The sequence below is a fragment of the Parerythrobacter lutipelagi genome, from assembly GCF_005434975.1.
Lineage (GTDB): Bacteria > Pseudomonadota > Alphaproteobacteria > Sphingomonadales > Sphingomonadaceae > Parerythrobacter_A > Parerythrobacter_A lutipelagi.
Window position 1 is genome coordinate 1648513 of the sequence record NZ_SKCJ01000001.1, and the last position, 22290, is coordinate 1670802.

At 60.6% G+C, this 22290-nt stretch carries 20 protein-coding genes; 6 read left to right on the forward strand and 14 right to left on the reverse strand.

Going from position 1 to position 22290, the window contains the following annotated elements; genetic code table 11:
* The first annotated feature begins 39 nt into the window (after positions 1–39).
* Positions 40–1257 (forward strand): tyrosine-type recombinase/integrase, encoded by a 1218-nt coding sequence (locus E0502_RS08170; RefSeq protein WP_137677396.1) that lies wholly within the window; start codon positions 40–42, stop codon positions 1255–1257.
* Here the strand turns inward: E0502_RS08170 and E0502_RS08175 are convergent, their stop codons facing one another.
* On the reverse strand, positions 1258–1458 hold the full coding sequence (locus E0502_RS08175; protein WP_137677397.1) for a DUF5818 domain-containing protein: 201 nt from the start codon (positions 1456–1458) through the stop codon (positions 1258–1260). It lies immediately after the preceding gene.
* Positions 1455–2042 (reverse strand): lytic transglycosylase domain-containing protein, encoded by a 588-nt coding sequence (locus E0502_RS08180; protein WP_137677398.1) that lies wholly within the window; start codon positions 2040–2042, stop codon positions 1455–1457. The genes E0502_RS08175 and E0502_RS08180 overlap by 4 nt, the downstream gene beginning before the upstream one ends.
* A 226-nt stretch (positions 2043–2268) precedes the next feature.
* Between E0502_RS08180 and E0502_RS15430 the strand changes: the two genes are divergently transcribed.
* The 4 genes from E0502_RS15430 to E0502_RS08195 all read left to right on the forward strand — a co-directional run bounded on the left by E0502_RS15430 (position 2269) and on the right by E0502_RS08195 (position 9480).
* A complete protein-coding gene (locus tag E0502_RS15430; protein WP_338047314.1) occupies positions 2269–2712 on the forward strand; it encodes a DUF7146 domain-containing protein in 444 nt (147 codons plus the stop codon).
* A 57-nt stretch (positions 2713–2769) separates the two neighbouring features.
* Positions 2770–3084 (forward strand): toprim domain-containing protein, encoded by a 315-nt coding sequence (locus E0502_RS15435; protein WP_338047317.1) that lies wholly within the window; start codon positions 2770–2772, stop codon positions 3082–3084.
* A 78-nt stretch (positions 3085–3162) separates the two neighbouring features.
* Positions 3163–7410: a strawberry notch family protein gene (locus E0502_RS08190; RefSeq protein WP_137677399.1), complete on the forward strand. Its 4248-nt coding sequence runs from the start codon at positions 3163–3165 to the stop codon at positions 7408–7410.
* A 99-nt stretch (positions 7411–7509) separates the two neighbouring features.
* Complete coding sequence (locus tag E0502_RS08195) at positions 7510–9480, forward strand: ParB/RepB/Spo0J family partition protein (RefSeq protein WP_137677400.1); 1971 nt, start codon at positions 7510–7512, stop codon at positions 9478–9480.
* A gap of 194 nt (positions 9481–9674) precedes the next feature.
* Here the strand turns inward: E0502_RS08195 and E0502_RS15450 are convergent, their stop codons facing one another.
* From E0502_RS15450 to E0502_RS08210, 3 genes are read right to left on the reverse strand one after another with little or no spacing between them, the layout of a single operon-like run.
* Positions 9675–9953, reverse strand: a complete 279-nt coding sequence (locus E0502_RS15450; RefSeq protein ID WP_137677401.1) for a TehB-like domain-containing protein — start codon at positions 9951–9953, stop codon at positions 9675–9677.
* A gap of 2 nt (positions 9954–9955) precedes the next feature.
* Positions 9956–10414, reverse strand: coding sequence for a hypothetical protein (locus tag E0502_RS08205; protein WP_137677402.1), 459 nt, complete (start codon positions 10412–10414; stop codon positions 9956–9958).
* Positions 10407–10886 carry a group III truncated hemoglobin gene (locus tag E0502_RS08210; protein ID WP_137677403.1) on the reverse strand — a complete coding sequence of 160 codons (480 nt, stop codon included), beginning with the start codon at positions 10884–10886 and terminating at the stop codon, positions 10407–10409. The genes E0502_RS08205 and E0502_RS08210 overlap by 8 nt, the downstream gene beginning before the upstream one ends.
* 84 nt (positions 10887–10970) lie before the next feature.
* On the opposite strand from E0502_RS08210, the gene E0502_RS08215 reads away from it, so the two are divergent.
* Positions 10971–11399 carry an RrF2 family transcriptional regulator gene (locus tag E0502_RS08215; RefSeq protein WP_137677404.1) on the forward strand — a complete coding sequence of 143 codons (429 nt, stop codon included), beginning with the start codon at positions 10971–10973 and terminating at the stop codon, positions 11397–11399.
* A gap of 62 nt (positions 11400–11461) precedes the next feature.
* Here the strand turns inward: E0502_RS08215 and E0502_RS08220 are convergent, their stop codons facing one another.
* The 9 genes from E0502_RS08220 to E0502_RS08260 are packed head-to-tail and all read right to left on the reverse strand — an operon-like array spanning position 11462 to position 22131.
* On the reverse strand, positions 11462–12859 hold the full coding sequence (locus tag E0502_RS08220) for an MBL fold metallo-hydrolase RNA specificity domain-containing protein (protein ID WP_137677405.1): 1398 nt from the start codon (positions 12857–12859) through the stop codon (positions 11462–11464).
* A gap of 43 nt (positions 12860–12902) precedes the next feature.
* On the reverse strand, positions 12903–13739 hold the full coding sequence (locus E0502_RS08225) for an LOG family protein (RefSeq protein ID WP_137677406.1): 837 nt from the start codon (positions 13737–13739) through the stop codon (positions 12903–12905).
* 20 nt (positions 13740–13759) lie between these two features.
* Positions 13760–14914, reverse strand: a complete 1155-nt coding sequence (locus E0502_RS08230) for a patatin-like phospholipase family protein (RefSeq protein WP_137677407.1) — start codon at positions 14912–14914, stop codon at positions 13760–13762.
* Positions 14911–16377, reverse strand: a complete 1467-nt coding sequence (locus E0502_RS08235; protein WP_137677408.1) for an efflux transporter outer membrane subunit — start codon at positions 16375–16377, stop codon at positions 14911–14913. The genes E0502_RS08230 and E0502_RS08235 overlap by 4 nt, the downstream gene beginning before the upstream one ends.
* A gap of 2 nt (positions 16378–16379) precedes the next feature.
* On the reverse strand, positions 16380–17474 hold the full coding sequence (locus E0502_RS08240; RefSeq protein WP_137677409.1) for an ABC transporter permease: 1095 nt from the start codon (positions 17472–17474) through the stop codon (positions 16380–16382).
* The gene (locus tag E0502_RS08245; protein ID WP_137677410.1) at positions 17474–18655 is read right to left on the reverse strand and encodes an ABC transporter permease; all 1182 of its coding nucleotides are present in this window, start codon (positions 18653–18655) and stop codon (positions 17474–17476) included. Before E0502_RS08245 ends, E0502_RS08240 begins: the two co-directional genes overlap by 1 nt.
* Positions 18652–20379: an ATP-binding cassette domain-containing protein gene (locus E0502_RS08250; RefSeq protein ID WP_137677411.1), complete on the reverse strand. Its 1728-nt coding sequence runs from the start codon at positions 20377–20379 to the stop codon at positions 18652–18654. Before E0502_RS08250 ends, E0502_RS08245 begins: the two co-directional genes overlap by 4 nt.
* 1 nt (position 20380) lies before the next feature.
* Positions 20381–21388, reverse strand: coding sequence for an HlyD family secretion protein (locus E0502_RS08255; protein ID WP_137677412.1), 1008 nt, complete (start codon positions 21386–21388; stop codon positions 20381–20383).
* Complete coding sequence (locus tag E0502_RS08260; protein ID WP_137677413.1) at positions 21385–22131, reverse strand: CerR family C-terminal domain-containing protein; 747 nt, start codon at positions 22129–22131, stop codon at positions 21385–21387. The genes E0502_RS08255 and E0502_RS08260 overlap by 4 nt, the downstream gene beginning before the upstream one ends.
* Positions 22132–22290 lie beyond the last annotated feature (159 nt).

Here is a 22290-nt window from a genome sequence, read left to right on the forward strand (position 1 = left end):
GGGGCTTTTCACAAAAGCCCCCATTTGAAAGGCCCACACATGGCTTTGACCATAACGCGACTCAACGCTTTCAAGCCGAAGGCCAAACCATACAAGGTCACGGATGGCTACGGCCTCTACATAGAAGTCACTCCTTCGGGTGGTAAGCTATGGCGCTTCAGATATCGCATTGGAAATCGTCAGAAGAAGATCTGCCTTGGAAGCTTCCCTGAGATCAGTCTCAAGGATGCAAGGGATTTGGCTTTCGGAGCGCGCCAAAAGGTTGCGTCTGGCGAGGATCCGGCGCTCGAGAAACGCAAACAGAAGATCAGGAATGAGTATCTCGCTGCGAACACGTTTGAGACGGTTGCTCGCGAGTACATCGAAGAAATGATGAGAAAAGCTGGCCTTGCTGAAGCTACGATCGTGAAGGCCAACTATTTCCTGGAGCAACTAGCGCCTTCGATTGGAAAACGCCCGCTCGATGACATCGAGCCATTCGAGGTGCTTGCACCGCTCAAGCGCCTCGAGGCGCGAGGTAAGCACGAAACCGCCAAGAAGTGTCGATCCTTTGCAGGCCGGGTCTTCCGGTATGGTGTTGGCACGACGAGATGTTCGTCAGACCCGACGTCACTTTTGAAAGGAGCGTTGAGAGCACCGCGACCAACTCATTATGCGGCTATCGTGGATCCGGAAAAACTGGGTGGCTTGCTGCGGGCGATCGATGACTTCGAAGGCTTTAAGCTTACCAAATACGCGCTGCAGATAGCGCCCCACATTTTCGTTCGGCCTGGTGAACTCAGGCATGCCGATTGGGATGAGTTTGATCTCGAAGAAGGCATCTGGAGAATCCCAGCTGGCAAGATGAAAGCCCGCCGCGCTCACGCTGTTCCTTTGTCGAAGCAAGTGATCAAATTGCTGGAAGAGCTCGCCGCGATGATGGGCCGATCTGGTTATGTATTTCCCTCAGCAAGGTCGGGCACTCGGCCGATGAGCGAGAATGCGCTCAACGCCGCATTCCGTAGGATGGGCTACAGCAAGGAGGAGATCACGGCACACGGGCTTAGAGCTACGGCCTCGACCCTTCTAAACGAGGCCGGCATCTGGAGTCCGGATGCCATTGAACGCGCGCTCGCCCATGGTGACAGTGATGCTGTTCGAGGGATCTATCACCGTGGCAAGCACTGGCCAGAGCGTGTGAAAATGGCGCAGTGGTGGAGTGACTATCTCGATGAATTGAAAGCTGGCGGCCGCGGCTTGTTGCTCAAAGCAAGCTGATCACGAAACCGCTCCGAGCCATTCGACACGAAGGCGATCCAAGCCAACGACGGTGCCTTCAGCGGTGACTTCGAAGCCGAAATCATCATTTGAGGGTTCATAGTCTTCGAGAACCCAGTGGTCGCCTGCATTTGTCACGATCGCTGCCCCGCGCGGGAGATGCTCGAGCCGTCCGCTGATTCTTTTCCGATTCGTGTTCATTGGACGCTATATGCCATCCAACGCTCGATAACGCTCCTCACATATCCCGGCGTTTCCCGATTTTTCGGAATCCCACGTGCTCGTGAAACCGCGTCAGGGCCAGCATTGTAGGCTGCCAGCGCGAGGTGGATTGCACCGAAGCGATCCAGCATTTGCCTGAGATAACGTGCGCCTCCATCAATGTTCTGGGCTGGATCGTGCCTGTTTGCGACGCCGAGTTCGCGTGCAGTCGCCGGCATAAGTTGTGCAAGTCCCGCCGCGCCTGCTGGGCTAATCGCGAGCGGGTTGAACCGCGATTCCTGCCAAACGACCGCCTGAAGCAGTCGAGGCGGCAGGGAGTACCGCGCTTCGGCCTGTCGGATCAATGGCTCGTACAATGCTTCCTTGAATGTCCGATCAAGGGGCGCCGGTTCTGCGCTTGCTCTGTGGAGATACTCCGGTGGAAGTCTTTCGTCCGCTTCTCCAACTGCCTGTTGAGATGCGCCTAGGCTGTGCCTGAAAAGCCGAAACTCTTGTGCTTGTGCGATGCTGGGAGTCGCGATTGCGAGACCGCAGCACAGAAAGGGAATCAATCTTGGTCTCATCGAACTCTCGCTTCGCTTGCTTCGACTCGAGATAGAACATAAATAGAACATGTAGGAAAGTGCGATGGTCGACAGGCCAGAGGAGAGAGATCGCGAATAGGGGCTGTTGAGTGACGATGGAGCCAATATGTCCGTTACAAATTCTACTCTCGCACGCACCTCGCTTGAGGATACTGCTCGCAAGATTTGCGAGAACCGAGGTGGGAAATGGTCCGGCACCAAGGGCATGGCCCGTTGCCCAGCACATGACGACAGCACACCTTCGCTCGGTGTCACGCTCGGCCGGAAAGCCATCCTTTTCCACTGCTTTGCTGGCTGCGACCAAGCTAGCGTGCTCGCCGCCTTCGCTCGAGAGGGGATAGCGAGCTCAACACTATTCTCCGGCTCGTCCGACGAATTTCCGATCCAGCCGAGCTGTTCCAACAAGCCATCGGCTGCAGCGCTCCGTATCTGGCGCGATGCCCGGCCGCTCCTGCGAAGTCCTGCCAAGGCATATCTCGAAGAGCGCGGCATCCTCGCAACGTCCCATGCACTGAGGTTTCACCCGCGCACACCGCTTGGTCCGAAGGGGCGCGCCCGCTTCCTGCCAGCGATGATCGCTGCGGTCAGCCTCGACGAGGGACCGATTGCCGTTCACCGGACCTTCCTGTCGCATTCCGGCCATACTTAGGCCTCGTTTGCCAAGCCGAAACGCGCACTAGGGTCACTCGGCGAGGCGGCAGTACGTCTGTTCTCACCCGCCGAGGGAAGGCTCGGTCTTGCCGAAGGCATTGAAAGCGCGATGTCGGCCTATGCGCTCACCGGCATCCCGACGTGGGCAACGCTGGGCAATGAACGCTTCGGGCTGGTTGCCATTCCGGAGAGCGTGAGCGACCTTCATCTCTTCGTCGATCACGATTCTGGCGGCGACCCTGCAGCTGAACGTGGGCGCGATTCTTATCTCCGTGAAGGGCGGCTCATCCAAGTCCGACGGCCCAATTCGCGCGGGACCGACTGGAACGACGAACTCCAGTCATGGCTTCGCCGCAAGGCGTGTCGATAAGAGGAGAGAGAGCTTCTCGAATTCCTGACCCGGCAGAGGGCGCATGTCCCGATGCCTCAATCAGGAGGACGACAAGCCATGTTTCAGTCAGACTTTTTCCCAGACCGCGAGACATCGAGCACAATTCCGCTCGCTTTCGCAATCGGTGAACAAGTTTCCCGGCGACTTGCGGATGGATGCCACCTTACGCGACCTGACATTGCCGAGCTCTTCGCCGCTCAGACCAGCGCGCAGGACTGGGGCAGTGCCTGGACCATCGATGACTACAACAACGCGGTCGAGATTGGAGCCTTGCTCTGGCTTCGCGAATTTTCACGGATCGACCTCGATACGGGTTTCCACGAGGCTGCAGCACGGTTCGATTGGCTCGAGGCAGCCTTACCGCCTCGCCACGTGCGCAGCGAGAGCCAGGTCGAGCTTCAGCAATTCTCGACGCCTCCGATCCTTGCATGGCTGATGGCCAAGGCGGCTTGCCTTGCCTCGCGCGATCACGTTCTGGAACCGTCAGCCGGGAATGGTGCGCTCGCGTTCTGGGGTGACGTTCGAGATTGCTCGTTGACGCTGAACGAGATTGATCGCACGCGCCGCGATGCGCTCGCGCATCTCTTCCCGCATGCTGGACTGTCAGCCCAAGATGGCGAGTTGATCGCCGAACTCGCCAATGGCCTCAGTCCCAGCCTCAACCCCAGTGTCATCCTGATGAACCCTCCCTTCGCCCGAAGCCGCGAGCGGGGCGTCGATGGCCGCACGGCAATGCGCCACTTGCGCAGTGCGCTGCGGATTTGCGCTGTGGGAGGTCGCCTCGTCACCATTCTCCCGGATGGCTTTGATGCCATGGCTTTTATCGCGGATCAGGAACAGGCTTCGCTGCTGCTCAACGTCCGGCTGTCGGGCGCATTCTCGCGAAGCGGAACCGGGATCGCGGTCAGAATGGTCGTGATCGAGAAGGCGAATCTTCAGGACATTTCCACGATTTCGGGAGAGTTCGCCGATCTCGCCGAACTGAATTCCTGTCTGGTGGATTTGCCCAATCGTGTGCCCTTGCAGGCCAAGGTCCATCGGCTTCCGGTACGTTCGGTCGCAACTTCGGTGAGCGGCGCTGCTTCGCGCAAGCCGGTCGCTCCTTTCGAGACCAAAGCCGCCCAAGAAAGCGCGGCAGTCGCGCTTGACTATCAGGCCCTTGACGAGCCCGCGCCTGTTCCCGAGCAGGCGGGTATCTACCTGCCTTACCGACCGAGCCGCGTCATCATGCAGGATGCTGCCGTTCACCCGACACCGCTCGTAGAATCGGTTGCGATGGGCTCGGTCGCGGCACCGGTGCCGAAAATGCGCCCCTTGCTTCCCGCGAACTGGCAGGAGGGCAAACTGCTCTCGGCCGCCCAATGCGAGACTCTGATCTACGCTTGCGAGGCATTCGCGCGCGATCTTCCCGGGCAGTTTCGACCGAGCCAACAAGGTACCACGGTCGAACTCGCGGAAGACGGCTACTCCTACCGGCAGGGCTTTTTCCTCGGTGACGGCACGGGTGCAGGCAAGGGCCGCCAGATCGCAGGCGTCATGATGGACCGCTGGCTCTCGGGCGAACGCCGTCATATCTGGATCACCAAGAACGAGGCACTGCTCGAAGATGCGCGCCGCGACTGGGAAGCGCTTGGCGGGCTCCCGCTCGACATCCAGCCGCTCTCCCGATGGAAGCTCGGAAGTCCGGTGACGATGTCCGAGGGTATCCTGTTCGTGACCTATCCAACGCTTCGTTCGGGACGCGCCGAGGACACAAGACTCGACCAGATCCTCGACTGGGCCGCCGAGCAATTCGAGGGCGTGATTGCCTTCGACGAAGCGCATGCCATGGCCAATGCGCTTGGCTCTTCCTCAACCCGCGGCAAGGTCAAAGGTTCAGAGCAAGGGATGGCAGGGCTCAGGCTTCAGAACCACCTGCCGCGCGCCCGCGTGCTCTACGCGTCGGCCACCGGTGCCTCAGACATTGCCAATCTCTGCTATACAGCCCGGCTCGGACTGTGGGGTCCCGAGACCGCATTTCCGACGCATGAGGCATTCATGACCGAAATCCGCGCCGGCGGTGTTGCGGCGATGGAACTTGTTGCCCGCGATCTCAAGGCACAGGGACTCTACCTTGCCCGTGCGTTGTCCTTTGCGGGGGTCGAATACGAGATCCTCGAACATCAGCTCACAGAAGCGCAGGTGCGGATCTACGATGCCTACGCCGATGCCTGGGCGATCATCCACCGAAATCTCGACCAAGCGCTCGAAGCCACAAGAGTGGTTGACGAGGACAGTGGTGATACGCTCAATCGCAACGCCAAGGCTGCGGCGCTCTCGATATTCGAAGGCACCAAGCAGCGCTTCTTTGCGCAGCTTCTGCTCTCGATGAAACTGCCGAGCCTGATCCCCGCTATCGAAGCGTCGCTTGGAGAGGACAAATCGGTTGTCGTGCAGCTGGTCTCGACCGCCGAGGCCATGCTCGACCGGCGCCTGGCCGATCTCTCCGACGAGGAGCGAGAAGCGCTCGATATCGATCTCTCTCCGCGCGAATATGTCATCGATTATCTGGCGAAGAGCTTTCCGGTGCGCCTGATGCAGGTCTTCACTGACGAGGAGGGCAACCTGCGTTCCGAAGCGATGAGCGACGATCACGGCAATCCCGTTCTCTGCTCGCGGGCCATCGCCGCGCGCGACGCGCTAATCGAGCAGCTTTGCGCCCTCCCGCCAATCGCCACTGCACTCGATGCAATCATCGAGCACTTCGGGACCGAGGCCGTGGCGGAAGTCACAGGCCGCATGCGCAGGTTGGTCTTGGGACGCGACGGTCAGCAGCGGCTTGAACGTCGAAGCGCAAGCGCCAACGTCGCTGAAGCACAGTGCTTCATGGACGGGACGAAGCGTATTCTGGTCTTCTCGGACGCAGGGGGTACGGGACGATCCTATCACGCCGACCTTGATGCTCAGAACCAGCAGCGCCGCGTCCATTTTCTCCTCGAACCGGGCTGGCGCGCGGACAATGCAATCCAGGGTCTCGGCCGGACAAACCGCACCAACCAGGCTTCTGCGCCGCTGTTCCGCCCGGTCACGACCGATGTGAAGGGCGAACGCCGCTTCATCTCGACCATCGCGCGAAGGCTCGACAGATTGGGCGCTCTCACACGCGGCCAGCGTCAGACAGGGGGACAGAACCTGTTCGACCCTGCCGACAATCTCGAAAGCGATTATGCGAAGGACGCGCTCTCGCGCTGGTTCCACCTGCTTTATGATGGCAAACTCGAGGCAGTTGGTTTCGGGGACTTCGTCGAGAGGACGGGACTCAAGCTCGAGAACCCCGATGGCGGCCTGAGCGATAACCCTCCCCCGATCCAACGCTGGCTCAATCGCCTACTTGCGCTCCCGATCGCACTGCAAAACTGCATCTTCGAGGAATATCTCGGACTTGTGGAATCGCGCATCGAGGCCGCACGCGAGGCTGGCACACTCGATCTGGGGCTGGAGACGGTCCGCGCCGACAGCTTCGCGGTGCTGTCTGATGAAGTTCTCCGCACAGATCCTGTTTCGGGCGCCGAAACCCGCCTGGTTTCGCTCGAAGTGAAACGCCAATTGCGCCCGCTGCGCTTCAAACGTCTCGTGAGGATGCACGAGATCGGATCCCCCCAGGCCATTCCAATGCGCAATGCGCGCTCGGGCAAGGTGGCTCTGTCAGTTCCGGCGCGGCGTCTCATTGCCGATGATGGCGCGGTGATCGAACGTCGCCGCCTTCTCCGCCCGCTTAAGTCCGCCAACTGGACGCTAGACGCGCTCGGTGAAAGCTTGTGGGAAGAGGTCGGCGTGACCAAGTTCTCCCAGCTCTGGACACAAGAAGAAAGCGCCGCAGCTGCTTCACCGGTGACCGAACGAGTGCATCTGGCAACGGGACTGCTGCTTCCGGTCTGGAAGCGGCTGCCTGGCGACCATGTCCGCGTCACCCGGCTTGTCGCCGAGGACGGCAGCTCGATCATCGGGCGCGAAGTCCTCGATATCGACCTCGCCAAGATTGCCCAAACGTTCGGCTTGAAGGGTGTGTGCGGCCCGGCTCCGGCCGAACTCGGGAAACTTGTCCTGTCGAGCGGAACACCCCAGCCGCTTGCCAGTCATGATGCACTGACCATCAAGCGCTCTCTGGTCGGCGGCGAGCAGCGCCTTGAACTCACCGGGTATGCGCCTGAGCGACTCGACTGGTACAAGACTAGGGGCTGTTTCACCGAGATCATTCGTTACCGCACGCGCCTTTTCGTCCCCGTTTCGAAGGCATCCTCTATTCTCCCGGCCGTTGCGGCCTGAAGGGCTAATCCACGACCAAGCGTGAGAGAGGGGAGGGAGCCGGTGGCTTGTCGGGCCATGCATCTTCGCGTGGCTCTTCAATCCATCAGGAGACAATCCATGATCCAGTCTATTCCTTTGAAGAAGCTCGTCCCAAGCCCGCGGAATGTTCGCAAGTCGAGCGACGTTCTCGCAGACCTGCAGCTGCGGGCGGACATTGCCGCGCGCGGCCTGTTGCAGAACCTCGTCGTGCGAAAAGCAAAGCGCGGCAAGTTCGAAGTCGAGGCCGGTGGTCGCCGTCTGGCTCAGCTCCAGGCGCTGGCCGAGGAGGGTACTCTTCCCAAGAATCACGAGGTGACTTGTCTCGTCATCGAAGGCGAGGAAAGCGAGGTGCGCGAAGCAAGCCTCGCCGAAAACTTCCAGCGCCTCGCAATGAACCCGGCCGACGAGGCACAGGCGTTTGCTGCGATCATCGAGGCGGGAGCCAGCACTGAAGACGTGGCCCGCCGGTTTGGTCTCACGGTCCGCTTTGTCGAGGGTCGTCTGCGTTTGGCGGGTCTCGCACCTTGTGTCTTCGAAGCGCTCGCCGAAGGCGCGATCACGCTCGACATGGCCAAGGCATATGGGGCAATCTCGGACATCGATCGTCAGGCGCACGTCTTTGCCGAACTGCAGGATGCTTGGTACCAGGTCACGCCTGACACGATCCGGCGAATGGTGCTCGATGCCACTGTTCGTGGCTCCGATCCGCGCGCGGTTCTGGTCGGGCGCGATGCGTACCTTGCTGCAGGTGGCCGCATCGAACGCGAACTCTTCGACGACGAAGCCAGCGAAAGCTGGATCGATGTCGCGCTGCTCGAAGACCTGGCCCAGAAAGCGATGGATGATGCCGCAAAAAGGGTCGCGGAAGAACACGGACTTTCATGGGTGCGACCCACGCTTGGCAACTATGTCAGCCACGATCTCGTCGAGGGGCTCAATCGGCTCCCATGCGAAGCGGCTCCGCTAACCGAAGACGAGGCCCGCGAGCTCAGCGACCTTGAAGCCGACTACGATCGGACGGCCGCCATCCTCGAGGATGAGGACAGCGACGAAAGCGAGATCGCCAAGGCGGAAGAAGAACTGGTCTCGATCGACCGCGCGATGCGCGATCTCAACGACCGACCGCCGGTGCTTGCCGATGAGCTCAGGTCAGAGGCTGGGGCGTTCCTCGTGCTCTCTCGCAATGGCGAACCGGCATTGGTGCCGCAATTCTACACCGAAGTTGAAGTCGTCGACGCTGATGACGGAGCAGTCGAACCGGTTGATGCTGGGGCTGATACCAAGCGCAAGATCGGCGCGCTTTCGCAGCGTTTGCTCGACGAGCTCGCGATGCAGCGCCGCGATATCCTGGCAATCCACTTGGCCAATGATCCCGCACTTGCGCTCGACTTCATGGTTTTCACCCTCGCGGATGCCGATGGGCATGACTGGCGCGCGAAGAAGGCATCGACGCTGGTCGGCTCGGTAGCATCGGGACCGGTGGCCGGCTTCGAGGCCAAGGACGCCCCAGCAAGCGCTGCGCTTGCCGAATTTGCCGCTTCGCTCGACGAAAGCTGGCGCGCCGGCGAGACCGACGTCGAACGGTTCGAACGCTTCCGTGCATTGAGCGATGAAGCACGTTCCGCCTGGCTCGGCCATGTCGTATCCCGAACGCTGGTCGCGAGCCTTGCGTGTGAGGGCGATCGCTCGGCGCCGCTGCACGAGATCCTCGGGTCGCTGCTCGAGATCGAAACCGCGCATTGGTGGCGGCCAACGGCGGCGAACTATTTCGATCGCGTGGCGAAGGCGCGTACGCTAGAAGCGCTCGATGCAGCAGGCGGTCCCGAACTCGTCAGTCGCTATGCAGGTTCGAAGAAGGCAGAGCTGGCGAGCGCAGCCGAGCGCATCTTCTCCGGCAATTTCATCGGCGAGGCGGATGTGAAGGCGCGCGCGGAAGCGTGGGTGCCCGAGATCATGCGGTTCGGTTCATCTGAGGCACCGGTCGAGGATGAAACTGCGGACTCGACCGAAGACGAGACCGCGAACGAAATTGCCAAGCAGGCTGCCTGACCCCTCCTGACAGGTCCAGGTCACTCGGTGGGCGGTCCGTTCCTACAAGGGCGGACCGCTCTTTCTTAGGTCAATCCTCTCACTCGAAATATCGGCGTATCGTTTAGAAAGCGAAGACCGCCCACTATCGCCCCATTAAATGACGCTGGCAATCGACATCAACAACCCTCGGGAAGTCCTTAGCTTACTCCTTATCATCGATAGAATTCGACCTTGAACTCCACTTTCCCAGTCGGTGTGACAAAATGCACCAGTCCAGGTTCGATGATTACGTGCTGGCCCGCTTTGATAGGGTATGCTCTCGGCGGATCACCGCAGACGTTATATTCGAGAGTCCCGGACATCACGCAAATCCTGCCCCACACTCCAGGTTTGAGGTCATGATTTGACGTGAGCTTGTCGGGCACAGTGTGTTCGTTGAACAATGGCGATTCTGCGTATTTGGCTACGCTCTGAGGGAGGTTCTTGCGCATCCCTATCCGTCGATGCCAACAAACGTTGTGATAACCAGTATGCCCAGGCCGAAAAAGGCAACCGCCAGCGGAACTATCAATATCTGACCGTAGACGGCCTTTTTGTCCATCAGGCCGGTCCAGGTATCGAGCATCTTGTCTTGGTCGAGCGGAGACTTGTCTTCTGCCCCCGCCTGCCGGGCGCCGATCCTCGCGACTCCGAAATATACCATGGTGTACAGCACCGAGACCACGATCGCGAAACGCGCTGGCCCGCTTTCTCCTGTCGCGATGGCAATCGCTCCAAAGAACACTGCATAGCAGGCCAGCATCGCCGTCCAAACGCCCCGAGGAAGCTGATATCCTGCATTCCGCGGGGCAACGGGTGCAGCAGCCAGCGGCTGTAGCGTATGCTCCAGCGCTTCGACTTCCACGTCCAGCTCGGTCGCACGTTCGGCGACAATGGCACGTTGTTCAAACATGGGGGAGAGGCCTTCCTGCTTGGGATCCGGAGATGCCGTCACGCCGGACCTTGATGCCGGTGAGGAGGCTATCGGCAATGGCGCGCGCCCGTTCGGCTACCAGCGTGATGCCTTCGGGCGATGGTGCGAGATCGTTCAGAGTTGCGTAGAAAAGTTCGAGCCAGCGCGCGAAATGCATTTCTTCCAGACTCGGGATGGCCATATGTTTGAGCATGGGATTTCCCGAAAACTCGCCGCTATTGAACAGAATGGAGCGCCAGAAAGCCTTCATACGCTCCAGATGCTCGGGCCAATCGGCAATCCGTGCGGCAAAGATCGGGGCAAGCAGATCATCTTCCCGGATTCTGGCGTAGAAGCGCTCGACCATGAGCGAGATGAACTTCTCATCGACTCCGCACGCCTCAGCATTTGTACGTTTCGCAGTTCTCGCGGCGTGCACATGCTCACGCGAATTTTCGATAGTGCCAAGCATGGTGACGGTCTCACTCTAAACAGGTATCTAATATACCACTTATAGTCACTTTGCGAGAAAAGCAACATCTGATATGCCTGTTTTATGCAGTTAAACCTTCGAACCGATTATGCTCTGCGAATGCTCATGGCGCTTGCCGCTAAGGATGAGGTGGTCTCGATCGACTGGATTGCCGATCATTACGATATCTCGCGCAATCACTTGGCCAAAGTCGCACAGGATCTGGCCGCGGCGGGTTTCGTCGAAACCCAGCGCGGAAGGGGTGGGGGTCTGCGCCTGGCGCGCCCACCATCACAGATCATTGTTGGCGACGTTGTGCGAACATTGGAGAATACGACCGGCTTCGTGGCTTGCATGGGTGGCAGGGAAGACTGCGCAATCGATGGAGCGTGCGGCCTGAAGCCCGCGCTGTCAGGTGCTCTTGAGGCCTTTCTGGCCCATCTCGATCAATTCGACCTTGCGCAGATTACCGGGCCGCGACAACGCCTACTTCACCAATTGATGCCTGGGTAAAGCCTTGCTTGGGCTGCAAACGGCAGCTTACGGTCCTTTCCGATAGCCGGATGCGTTACCAGTCACGCAATCTCCTCGATCTGTCCGCGTTCCGGTATTGATGTTTTCCACCCCAGCTTGTTTGTAATCTCCTCCGCAAAAGCGATCGACGAAGACATCTCGCCGTGAACGACAAAGGTCGTGGAGGGGGGCTTCTTGAATCCACCGAGCCAGTCCAGAAGCGCGGCCTGATCAGCATGCGCGGAAAACCCGTTCAGCGTGTGAATGCTGGCGCGGACGGGCACATCCTGTCCGAAGATGCGGACCTGATCGGCTCCGTCCACCAGCTTGCGTCCCAGCGTCCCCTGGGCCTGAAATCCGGTTATGAGGATAGCGCTCCCTGGGCGCGGTAAGTTCTCCTGCAAGTGATATTTGATGCGACCAGCGGTGCACATCCCGCTCGCTGCGATGATGATTGCGCCCGCGCGAATGGCGTTGAGTGCCCTCGACTCCTCGACGCTCCCGACGAACTTCAGGTTCGGGATATTTTCTCCCTTGGCATGCCATCGCGCCAGCCTGCGAGCTTGCTCGTCGAAAAGACTCATATGCCGGGAGGTAAGCTCGGTGACTGCGGTTGCCATGGGCGAGTCCACGAAAATATCGAGATCGCCGAGGCGACCTTCGCACACCAGCTGATGAAAGTAGTAGAGGAGTTCCTGTGTGCGGCCGACGGCGAAGGCCGGAATAATGACGTTGCCTTGCTTTGCCTGCAGCGTCTCCGTCACTACATCCACGAATTCGTCGACGGTATCGGTGAGGTTCTTGTGCAGGCGGTTGCCATAGGTTGATTCGATGAAGAGGATATCGGCTTCCTCGACGATCGCGGGATCCCGCAGGATCGGGCGTCCCGGCTGCCCCAGATCGCCCGAAAAGACCAGCTTTCGCGAATGCCCCTTCTCGGTGACCCAAATTTCCACAATCGCCGAGCCGAGAATATGACCGGCATCGCGGAACCGAACGTCGATGCCGCCCTGCAGTTGCAAACGCTCTTCGTAGTCCAGCGGGCGCACCTGGCTTAGGACCGCTTCTGCATCGGGGAGCGTGTAAATCGGCTCTTTCAGCGGCTTGCTGCGATTTCGGCGGCGACGCGCCCTTCGCTTGGCCTCCGTTTCCTGAATATGCGCGCTGTCGCGCAGCATGATCTCTAGCAGTTCCGCAGTGGCCGTGGTTGTGTGGATCGGTCCGCGAAAGCCCTCTCGGTAAAGCTTGGGCAGCAGCCCACTGTGATCGATATGCGCGTGGGTCAGCAGCACGAAATCGATGTCGGATGGTTCGAACGCAAAGCGGTTCCGGTTCTTATCGCTCGCCTCGCGGCCACCTTGGAACATCCCGCAGTCGACCAGAAACCGAGTCTTTTCGGTTTCGATCAGCGTACAAGACCCGGTGACTTCCTGTGCGGCGCCGTTGAACACAACTTTCACGAGATTCTCCTTCCAACGAGTCGGTTTGCGTAGTGGATCGCGCTCATTGTGGCGGATTGCCACCATAGAACTCTTGGATGACGCCAATTGCCTCCTCGCCGCTGTCGACGATTTCGAAGGAAGTGATGTCGTCGGCGTCGATAAACTCTTCTTCGACGAGGAAATCGAAAGTCACCGCTTTCGCCCAATAGTCGCGACCGACCAGAACGACCGGGATCGGGGCGATTTTCCCGGTTTGGATCAAGGTCAGGACTTCAAATACCTCGTCAAGAGTGCCGTAGCCTCCCGGGAAAGCGACAAGAGCCTTGGCGCGAAGGAAAAAGTGCATCTTTCGAATCGCGAAATAGCGGAACTGAAAGCAGAGTTCGTGGCTGACGTAAGGGTTTGGTTCTTGCTCGTGCGGCAGCGAAATGTTCAGGCCCACGCTTCTGGAATTGGCGTCTTGCGCGCCTCTGTTTGCAGCTTCCATGATCCCGGGGCCACCGCCGGTGACGACGACGAAATCGTGTAGGCCCGCATCCTCCAATTTGCGCGAGACCAGCGAGGAAAATTTCCGGGCTTCCTCGTAAGAGTGAGAATAAGCCCGCTGCTTGCGAGCGCGCCTGAGTTCCGCTCGCAATTGGCTCTCATCCGGGCTCTCGCAAACGGCACGCTCGAGCTCCGCAACACTTGTTCGAGCCACCTCCGGCGACGGTATCCGTGCGCTTCCAAACACGACAATGGTGGAGCGGATCCCTTCCTGGCGCAGATACCATTCGGGCTTCAGCAGTTCGAGTTGAAGGCGTAGCGGGCGAAGGTCCTCGATATTGAGGAACTCCAGATCCTCGGATGCGAGCGAGTAGGCTGGGATTGGGGGCTTGGCGGCCTTTCTGTGTCGCATAGGTGTCTTTCCTTGAAGGCTCATCTGCCCCGCTCGATTGCGCGCCGACGAGCATACTGGAAAAGAGCGTTCATGTAGGCGCGGTCGAAGCGCTCCCGATCCAGAAACTCTTCGTCGTCGAAGTCCTCCTCGATCGCGAGGATAGAGAAAATCATACCGTTTCTCTCGGCAAATCCCCGGTAGCTTCGCAGCATTCGCCTGTCGGCAGCGGCAATCATCGTTTGAAGCGATCGGTTAAGAAGCGGGAAGGTGCGGGGTTCGACGATCTCGTAGCGTGGCTGCATGAAACCGTTGTACAGGACGGTAAGCGAGCCTCCTTCGGTCACTTCCCGGCGATCGCCGACATCCTCGTTCCATAGCAGAGCTTGCGGCACTGCGAGAACGCTCGCAGTTGTGCCGCCATCGACATGCATCTCGGTGAAGGTCTCGCCGTCGGCCGTCACCTCTATCAACACAGGTGGCAACAAGACCGGAATGCTAGCTGACGCGAGCAGCACGCGCTCGACAAGCCTCTCCGCTTCATGAGTGTCTTGTTGAGCGATCGCGCCAATGTCCCAGATCGTGCCGCGCTGGGTATCGAGATTGGTCGTCAGAACGAGCAGGCGACGACCCGCCGTGTGCGCCTCTGCAATCTCGCGCAGAAGCGCAGGCGTGATCTCGCGCTCGATCAGCTCGCGCAGGGGACGGCTCGACGCCAGGGCAGGGCCACCGAGCACTCCCGAAACCGGACGCAGACGAAATATATCGTCAGCTCCGATGCCGGTATAAAGGCGGGATAATGTCGGGTCCTTCGCGGAACCGACGAAAGCGAAAGGAGCGATCATCGCGCCCGTGCTTACTCCGATCACAATGTCGAAGTCGGGACGGGTTCCCGCTCCGGTCCAACCGACGAGATATCCCGCTCCAAAAGCACCGTCGTCGGAACCGCTCGATATGGCGAGGAGGTTCAGGGGGTGCAAAACCGTCGCGTTTGCGCGATCGCGGAGCAAGTCATTGCGCCAGCGCTCGAGCGTTGCCACCGGTGCATCGAAGTCGAACCTGACGGCGGGGAAGCCAGGCACCTCGGCACGCGCTTGCAACTCCGCCGTCGCCGGTGTCCTCTCCGGAAGGGTCGCGCATGCCCCGGTCAGGGAGGCAGCTGCGAGGATAGTGAGAGCGCGCAAATGCACCATCATTCGCTCGGAGCCTCGGGCGCGTGGGTGCGATCAGCCAGCTCATCTTCGTCCAGGTCAACCCAGGCGCCGCCGAGCGCCTTGTAGAGCGTCGCGGCAGACGAGGCCCGGTCCGCTTCTGAAAGCACGACCAATCGAACCGTTTCAAGGAATTGCAAGCGTTGCCGCTCCAAGGCGAGTCTATCGTCCTCGCCCGCACGATAGCGGCTTTCCGCCAGACGAAAGGTCGTCTCTGCAGCAGCAGCCGCTTCGCGCGCAGCCTGGAGTCGGCGGCCCGCGGCCTGGAAGCCATTGATGGCATCCTCGGTTTCCGACAGAGCTTCGGCGACGCTCCTCTCGAAGCGCGCTGCTTCTGTATCCGCCTCGGCACCAGCAGCACGGATTTGCGCACGGATGCGCCCTCCGCTGAAGACTGGCCATGAAAAGCTCGGCCCGATGCTGAAACGAAGCGTCTCGCCGCTTGCGAGATCGTCGAGGGATTGGGACTGGAAACCGAGACCGCCCAGGACCGAGAAGCGGGGATAAAGGTCGGCGGTGGCGACACCGATATCGGCCACATGGGCAGCAAGATCGCGCTCTGCGCGGCGCACATCCGGACGCCGCGCCAGCAGGTCCGAGCGAAGCCCGACGAGGATCGTGTCGGGCGCCTGCGGTATCGGCGCATCGACTACGAGGTCCGGCAAAATGGATTCGGGCGCGATGCCGATAATGGTGGCGATGCGGTAGGCCGCACTGCGTGCACTCGCCTCCCGCCGCAAGACCGCCTCGCGTTGCGCCCGGGCGTAGGTCGTAGCCTCGGCAGCCTCGATGCGCGAGGACTCGCCAGCTTCATAGCGCAGACGGGTCAGTCGCTCGAGTTCCGCAGCGGCACCGGCTGCCCCTCGGGCCACACGGGCCTCCGCCTGCGCCTGGCGCAGATCGACATAGGCGCGGGCGAGTTCGCCGGTAAGCTGGACTATGACATCTCGCCGCGCCTCGACAGCCGATTCCAGCCTTGCCTCCGCGGCTTGCCGAGAGCGAATCTGGCGCCCCCAGAAATCGATTTCCCAATTCGCGTCGAAGCCAATGTCAAACAGGGAGAATTCGGGAGAGTAACCAGGGATATTCGATACGGGGAGTTGCCCTTTCTCGCTTATTCGGTTCTCCGTCGCGGACGCGGTCAGGTCGACTCGGGGAAGGGCCCGGCCGACCACAGCGTCACGGTTTGCTCGTGCCTGTCGTAATCGTGCGCTCGCTTCGGCGATATCCGGACTATCGGTAAGGAGGCGCTCGATCAGGGATGACAGGACCGGGTCGTCGAAGTGTGCCCACCAGGCGGTTTCGACGGGTCCCGGGTCGCCCGGTTCGATCCAGTTCGCAGCGATTGCCGGGTCGAGTCCCGGGCGCTGGTAGTCGGGTCCCACGGTGGTGCAGCCGGCGAGGCCGAGGGCCATCACGATAGCGAGAAGATGGGCACGATATTTCATGATCACTCCATGCGAGCGCGGAACAACCAGGCGGAAGCACCGAGTGTCGCGATCGCGAGCAGAACGAGCGGCCAGAGCAGGCCGAGCACGTCGGAAAGGGGCATGTCCTTGAGGAAGATGCCAAGCGACATCTCGAGGAAATACCGGGCGGGGATGATGTAGGTGAGAGGTTGCAGCCATTCAGGCATGTTCGCGATCGGGGCAGCGAAGCCTGAAAGCAATACGATGGGAACGGTAAGTACAAAGGAGCCGAGGAAGGCTTGCTGCTGTGTCGTCGACAGGCTGGACACGAACATTCCGAAACCGCCCAGCGCGAGCGCGTAAAAGGAGAGGCCGAGAACGAACAGGAGGATCGACCCGGTGAACGGCACGCCGTAGATCGGGGCCGCCACCACGAAGACCATCCCGGCGAGGACGGCTACGAGGAATGGCGGGATGATCTTGCCGATCAGGATTTCGTGGACGCGGAGCGGCGAAACCATCAACTGATCGAAGGTGCCGAGTTCGCGCTCGCGCGCGACGCTCTGCGCGGTAATCGAAAGCGCCGAAACCGATACGATAATGCAGGCGAGTGCCGGAATGTTGAACCAGATGAAGTCAAGATTGGGATTGAACCAGCTGCGCGCGATGCTGGGTTGATGCATTGTCCGCGCTGATGTGGCTTCCATACCGACCGAAGAGGCGACTTCGGAGATGTAGCGCGATACGATTTGCGCGGCGTTGATCCGTCTCCCATCGAGAATCACGCCGAGTGTCGCCGGATCGGACGAAAGCACAGACCTGTCGAATTGCTGATCGAAGACAATCGCGGCGATGATCTCCTGCCGGTCGATCGCACTCTTTAGCTCCTCGTAGGAGCGCAGCCTGCGGACTTCGTCGAAATTGTTGCTTGCATCGAGCCGCCTGAGGATCTCGACGCTCTGGACGCCGCCCGACAGATCAAGAAAGCCGACATCCGCATTCTTGACCTCGAGCGTAGCGGCGAAGGAAAACAGCAGGAGTTGGACCAGTGGCGGCACGAACAGGGTAATGCGTGCTCGCGGGTCCCGCAGCAGCGCCCAGGCCTCCTTAACGATGATGGCCTTCAAGCGCTCCATCACATGAGACTCCGGCGATTGACCCGAAAGGTGAGAAACAGCAGGAGAACGCCGAACCCGACAAGCGCGGCGATATTCGGGAGGAACAGCGACCAGACGTCTCCGGCCATGAAGACGGTCTGCAATGAAGGGACCAGATAGCGCGCGGGAATGACGTAGGTGATGGCTTGGATCGGCAGCGGCATGGACGAGATCTCGTAGAGAAATCCCGACAACAGGAGGGTTGGCAGAAATCCGCTGAGCAGACCCGCCTGGCTCGCCACGAACTGGTTTTTGGTGACTGCACTGATGAGAAGGCCCAGACCAAGGGCGGGCAGGAGAAAGGCGCAGGAGATGACGAACAGCGCCAGGATCGAGCCGCGGAATGGAACGCCGAATACCGTCACCGCGAGCACGGTACACAGCGCGATCGAGATCAGCGACAGGACGAAATAGGGCACGATCTTGCTGATAAGGAATTCGCTCATCAGCATCGGCGTTGCCATCATGGCCTCCATCGTCCCGCGCTCCCACTCGCGCGCGATGACAAGTGACGTCTGCAAGGTTCCGATTATCACCATCACGATGGCGATCGAGCCGATAACCAACGAATAGCGGCTCTTGAGTTCGGGGTTGAACCAGTACCTTGTTGCGACGCGAACATTGCCGCCATCTGGCTGCCCGGCCTCCAGCCCGCGGCCCGCAGCCCAATTGGCGCGCAGCCCTTCGGCATATCCGGTCGCGAAAGTTGCGTTGTTGGGCTGCGATCCGTCGGTAACGATCTGGATGGGCGGCGCATTGCCGCGCAGCACGCCTTCACCGAAGCCTTGCGGGATGACTACCATCGCGAAGATATCTCCGCTGACGAGATCGTCCTCGATCTCGGCTACGCTGCGAGCCTGCTCGACCTCGAACCAATCGCTGTTGTGATAGGCGGCTGCCAAGGACTGGGCTGCCTCGCTATCGTCCTGAACGACAAGGCCGATCCGGGTGGTGCCCGTATCCAAATTCAACCCGTAGCCAAACAACAGGAGAAGGATCAGCGGAAGTACGAAGGCGATAATATAGGTCGACGGATCGCGCGACACCTGAAGGACTTCTTTGCGCGACATCGCGGAAAGGCGACGGACGTCGAACTTCTCGCGATCTACTATCCGCTTCGTCTGTGGTGGCGGCACGGAGGCTTCGGTCTGCTCTTTCATGCGGCTTTCTCAACCGCCGCATCCCTGTCCTCGACCAAGGCAATAAACGCGTCTTCCATCGTCGGGGCCTGCAGGCGAGGCGCCACAACCTGAGCGCGGCGCTTCAATTCATCGGGAGTGCCTTGAGCGATCAGTTGCGAGCGGTAGATCAGCGAAATGTCGTCGCAATACTCGGCCTCCTCCATGAAATGCGTCGTCACCAGAACCGTGGCACCCTTCTCTACGAGGCCATTGATATGCGTCCAGAACTCCCGGCGGGCGACAGGATCGACACCCGAGGTCGGCTCGTCGAGAAAGAGCACCGGTGGCTGGTGCATCACTGCGCACGCGAGCGACAGCCGCTGCTTGTAACCCAGCGGCATTTCGCCCGCGCTTCTGTTCAGGTCACCGCCAAGGTCGAAGACTTCGATGGTGCTGTCGATCGCGTTGCGCGCTTCGCCGCGCGAGAGCCCGTAGGCGCCAGCGAAGAAATTGAGGTTCTGGCGCACGCTGAGATCGCCGTAGAGCGAGAACTTCTGCGCCATGTAACCGAGGGAGCGGCGCGCCTCCGGTCCGGCGGTCCGCAGATCATGCCCTGCCACCGCTCCCGAACCTTCTGTCGGGGTGAGAAGACCACAGAGCATCTTGAAGGTGGTGGATTTTCCGGCGCCGTTGGGGCCGAGAAGTCCGTAGATCTTGCCGTAAGGTATAGCGAAGTCCATGTTGTCCGCCGCCGTGAAATCACCGAAGCGCTTGGTCAGCCCCTTGGCCTCGATCGCGCATCCATCGCCACCATCGATCATGCGGTACCTTCGCGCGAGTTCGCTCGTTCCGTCAGGACCGCCGCCAAGCCGGTTGATGAACCCGTCCTCGAAGCGCGGCCGGGCAGGTTCCACCTGGGAGCCGTCGTCAAGGTCCAGCACGACCGCGTCGTTCGCCGCAGGGCGATCGAACAATAAGCGGATCGAACGTCCTTGAAGCGTCCCGTCGATCACGTCGTCACGGTCGAGCATCCGCGTGAGCAGTTCTCGCCGCCGTCCCTCGAACCCTGTGACGACCGCAACACGTCCGGCGACCTCATCGGTCAGATTTGATGGATTGCCGGCAAAGAGCAATTCGCCTTTGTTGAGCAGGTAGACGACCTCGCACTGCTCGGCCTCGTCGAGATAAGCGGTCGACCACAGCACGCCGATCCCCTCGTCGACGAGTTGCTCGACCATGGCCCAAAGTTCGCGGCGCGATACCGGGTCTACGCCCACGCTCGGCTCGTCGAGCAGCAGCAGCTTGGGGGTCCGGACGAGGGCGCAGGCAAGGCCGAGCTTCTGTTTCATCCCGCCCGACAGCTTGCCTCCCAGACGTGACTTGAATCGGGCGAGGTCGGTGAAGTCGAGCAGGCGCGTAAAAGCTGCATCCCACTCGCTTTGCGGAAGCCCGCGCATCCGGGCATAAAGCGTCAGGTTCTCGATAACAGAGAGATCTTCGTACAGGCCGAAGCGTTGCGGCATGTATCCCAGATCGAAACGGTTGGTGCCCGGCTCGCCTCCGAGCACCACGACGCTTCCCTCGGTGGGGGGCAGGAGATTGGCGAGTATCCGGATAAGCGTCGTCTTCCCGGCCCCGTCGGGGCCGACAAGTCCGGTAATCTGGCCGGTCTCGACGGCAAGATCGATGCCCTTGAGCGCATCGTCTTCCGCACCGCCAAAACGCATGGTCAGATCGCGTATGCTGGCGACAGTTTCGCCCATGTCACTCGTCCCCAGCAGGGCGCGCCTGCGGGATGGTGACAGTAACGGGCTGACCCTGCCGCAGGCCGCCATCGGCATTGTCCACTACGATCCGGACGCGGTAAACGAGGTCGGATCGCAACTCTTCGGTCTCGACTGACTTCGGTGTGAACTCGGCTTGCGGGGAGATGTAACCGATCTGGCCACGGTAGGGCTCAGTTCTGCCATCAACCATGACGTTCACGCGCATTCCCGGTTCGATCCGTGTGAGGTCTGGCTCTGCGACATAAGCGCGGATTCGCACCGGGCGATCTATTGCGAGCGTGAAGGCCGGCGTCCCTGGCTGCACCAGCGTGCCGGGTTCTACGGCGCGGGTCACCACGATACCCGCTACCGGCGCCTTGAGCCGAGTGTCATTGAGATCGGTCTGGACGCTCGATTGCTGCGCCAGCGCGGCGTCCACGCGAGCCTGCGCCACAGCGATATCCTCGTTGCGTGTTCCGGCCCGCAAGAGCGCCAAGGCCTGCTCGGCTTCGCGCAGCTGGGCTCGCGCGCGCCGGGCCTCGGCGAGCGTTCGATCCCAGAGCTCGCGACTGATCGCGCCTTCGGCCACCAGCGGTCGACGGCGGTCGACGTCGCTCTCGGATTTGGCCAGCGTGATACGCGCGGCATCGAGGCGAGCCTGTCCTTGGGCGATGTCCTGCGGTCGATTGCCGTTTCGCGCCCTGGTAAGTGCGGCGCGGGCCTGGGCGACGTCGGCTTCTGCCTGCCGCATCCGGTCCTTGCTCCGGGCGGGATCGAGGAAGGCCAGGACTGCGCCGCTTTCGACCCGGTCACCTTCTTCCACCTGGATTTCTTCGACCCTGCCGCTGTTCTCGAATGCAAGATCGACCTCCCTAATGTCGACATTGCCGTAGAGCGTGAGCTCACCTTCGCTCTCAGCGGTCCAGAGGCCGAAACCGGACGTCAGGACGAAAGCGATGACCAGCGCTGCGAGCGCGGCGAGGCCGATGATACGTCTACGGCTCATTGGGGGCACTCCGGGCTCTGGGTGAGGATGCACCGGGCATTCGCGACGACCCGATCAATCATGAGATCGGCGGCCGCCGCGTTCATGGCTTCGGTCTCAAGCAGTCGTTCTATCGAGGCACGACCGAGGCGCAGAAAGATGGCCTGACCCCAGATCGTGATCGCGACGCTACGGCGGTCGATCTCGTCCAGATCGGGGCGGGCGATACCCACCAGTTCGACGACCTTCGCCATGATGAGGTCTATCGCCCCGGTGGCGATGCACTCGAAAGCGTCGGTGGGCTTTTGTAACTCGTTGGAAACGAAGCGCGCCCATGGCGCCGCTTCTTCAGACATCATTGTGTTAGCGAAACCTCGCAGCAGAAAACAGACTGCCTCCGTCGCACCTGACCGGTCGCTGTCGTCTACCTCAACGGTATTCAATAACGGCGTGATCCGGGTGCGAACCTTATCGACGATATAGTCGGCGCACGCGAGGTACAGTCCTTCCTTCCCGCCGAAGTGATAGGTGATCGAAGACATGGCGGTATCGGCCGCCGCAGCGATGGAGCGGGTCGAAGCTCCGTCAAATCCGCGCTCGCCAAAGTGACGGATAGCGGTTTCAAGCAGGTGTTCTCGAATCATTATATGAGCGTAGTTCGTTCGAACGAACAAATCAAGTGGCGTCGAGCGTGTCTTCTCAGGCGATTTCTTCGGCGAAGCGGATGTGAAAGCGCGAGCGGGAGCGTGGCTGCCCGAGATCATGCGCTTCGGTTCATCTGAGGCGCCGGTCGGGGATGAAACTGCCGATCCGACCGTGGACGAAGCAGCAGACGAAATTGCCGAACAGGCTGCCTGCCCCCTCCTGACAGATCCGTCGCTCGGCGGGCGGGCCGTCCCATCAGGGGCGAGCTGCTTTTACGT

Coding starts and splice junctions, on each gene's coding strand:
- E0502_RS08170 (WP_137677396.1), top strand. CDS start 40: ATGGCTTTGACCATAACGCGACTCAACGCTTTCAAGCCGAAGGCCAAA.
- E0502_RS08175 (WP_137677397.1), bottom strand. CDS start 1,458: ATGAACACGAATCGGAAAAGAATCAGCGGACGGCTCGAGCATCTCCCG.
- E0502_RS08180 (WP_137677398.1), bottom strand. CDS start 2,042: ATGAGACCAAGATTGATTCCCTTTCTGTGCTGCGGTCTCGCAATCGCG.
- E0502_RS15430 (WP_338047314.1), top strand. CDS start 2,269: ATGGCCCGTTGCCCAGCACATGACGACAGCACACCTTCGCTCGGTGTC.
- E0502_RS08190 (WP_137677399.1), top strand. CDS start 3,163: ATGTTTCAGTCAGACTTTTTCCCAGACCGCGAGACATCGAGCACAATT.
- E0502_RS08195 (WP_137677400.1), top strand. CDS start 7,510: ATGATCCAGTCTATTCCTTTGAAGAAGCTCGTCCCAAGCCCGCGGAAT.
- E0502_RS15450 (WP_137677401.1), bottom strand. CDS start 9,953: ATGCGCAAGAACCTCCCTCAGAGCGTAGCCAAATACGCAGAATCGCCA.
- E0502_RS08205 (WP_137677402.1), bottom strand. CDS start 10,414: ATGTTTGAACAACGTGCCATTGTCGCCGAACGTGCGACCGAGCTGGAC.
- E0502_RS08210 (WP_137677403.1), bottom strand. CDS start 10,886: ATGCTTGGCACTATCGAAAATTCGCGTGAGCATGTGCACGCCGCGAGA.
- E0502_RS08215 (WP_137677404.1), top strand. CDS start 10,971: ATGCAGTTAAACCTTCGAACCGATTATGCTCTGCGAATGCTCATGGCG.
- E0502_RS08225 (WP_137677406.1), bottom strand. CDS start 13,739: ATGCGACACAGAAAGGCCGCCAAGCCCCCAATCCCAGCCTACTCGCTC.
- E0502_RS08230 (WP_137677407.1), bottom strand. CDS start 14,914: ATGATGGTGCATTTGCGCGCTCTCACTATCCTCGCAGCTGCCTCCCTG.
- E0502_RS08235 (WP_137677408.1), bottom strand. CDS start 16,377: ATGAAATATCGTGCCCATCTTCTCGCTATCGTGATGGCCCTCGGCCTC.
- E0502_RS08240 (WP_137677409.1), bottom strand. CDS start 17,474: ATGGAGCGCTTGAAGGCCATCATCGTTAAGGAGGCCTGGGCGCTGCTG.
- E0502_RS08245 (WP_137677410.1), bottom strand. CDS start 18,655: ATGAAAGAGCAGACCGAAGCCTCCGTGCCGCCACCACAGACGAAGCGG.
- E0502_RS08250 (WP_137677411.1), bottom strand. CDS start 20,379: ATGGGCGAAACTGTCGCCAGCATACGCGATCTGACCATGCGTTTTGGC.
- E0502_RS08255 (WP_137677412.1), bottom strand. CDS start 21,388: ATGAGCCGTAGACGTATCATCGGCCTCGCCGCGCTCGCAGCGCTGGTC.
- E0502_RS08260 (WP_137677413.1), bottom strand. CDS start 22,131: ATGATCTCGGGCAGCCACGCTCCCGCTCGCGCTTTCACATCCGCTTCG.